Genomic DNA, 614 nt, shown 5'->3' on the forward strand with positions numbered 1-614 from the left:
ATCGCCGAAGAAGAAGGGGTACGGCAGGCCGCTTATGCGCTCAAGCTGTTGCAGAGTGACGGTGAGCTGACGATGGCGAGCACGGGCAAGGATGAAACCACGGGTAATCTGGTGACAAAAAGCTACACCGTCAAAGGCCCGGTGATGCTGATGCTGACGACCACGGCGATCGATGTCGATGAGGAGCTGCTGAACCGCTGTCTGGTGTTGACCATCAATGAAACCCGCGAACAGACCGAAGCCATCCATGCGTTGCAGCGGCATAAGCAAACGCTCGAAGGATTGCTGGCCGAGAACGAGCGCGATTATCTGACGCAGTTGCACCAGAACGCCCAGCGGTTATTGCGTCCGTTGAATGTGGTCAATCCCTATGCCAGCCAGCTGACCTTTATGTCCGACAAAACCCGCACCCGCCGCGACCATATGAAATATCTCACGCTTATTCAGAGCATTGCCCTGCTGCACCAGTACCAGCGTGAAGTGAAGGTGGCTGAACATCGCGGCAGGCGGCTGGAATACATCGAAGTCACGAAAGACGATATCCGGCTGGCGAACCAGCTTGCGCATGACATCTTAGGCCGGACGCTGGACGAGATGCCGCCGCAGACGCGCAA

General features: G+C 56.8%; 1 pseudogene. It reads left to right on the top strand.

From position 1 onward, the window contains the following. Positions 1-614, top strand: a pseudogene (locus PSI17_RS17235) (DNA primase); the annotation flags it as partial.

It is taken from the genome of Xenorhabdus sp. IM139775, assembly GCF_028598745.1.
Taxonomy (GTDB): Bacteria; Pseudomonadota; Gammaproteobacteria; order Enterobacterales; family Enterobacteriaceae; genus Xenorhabdus.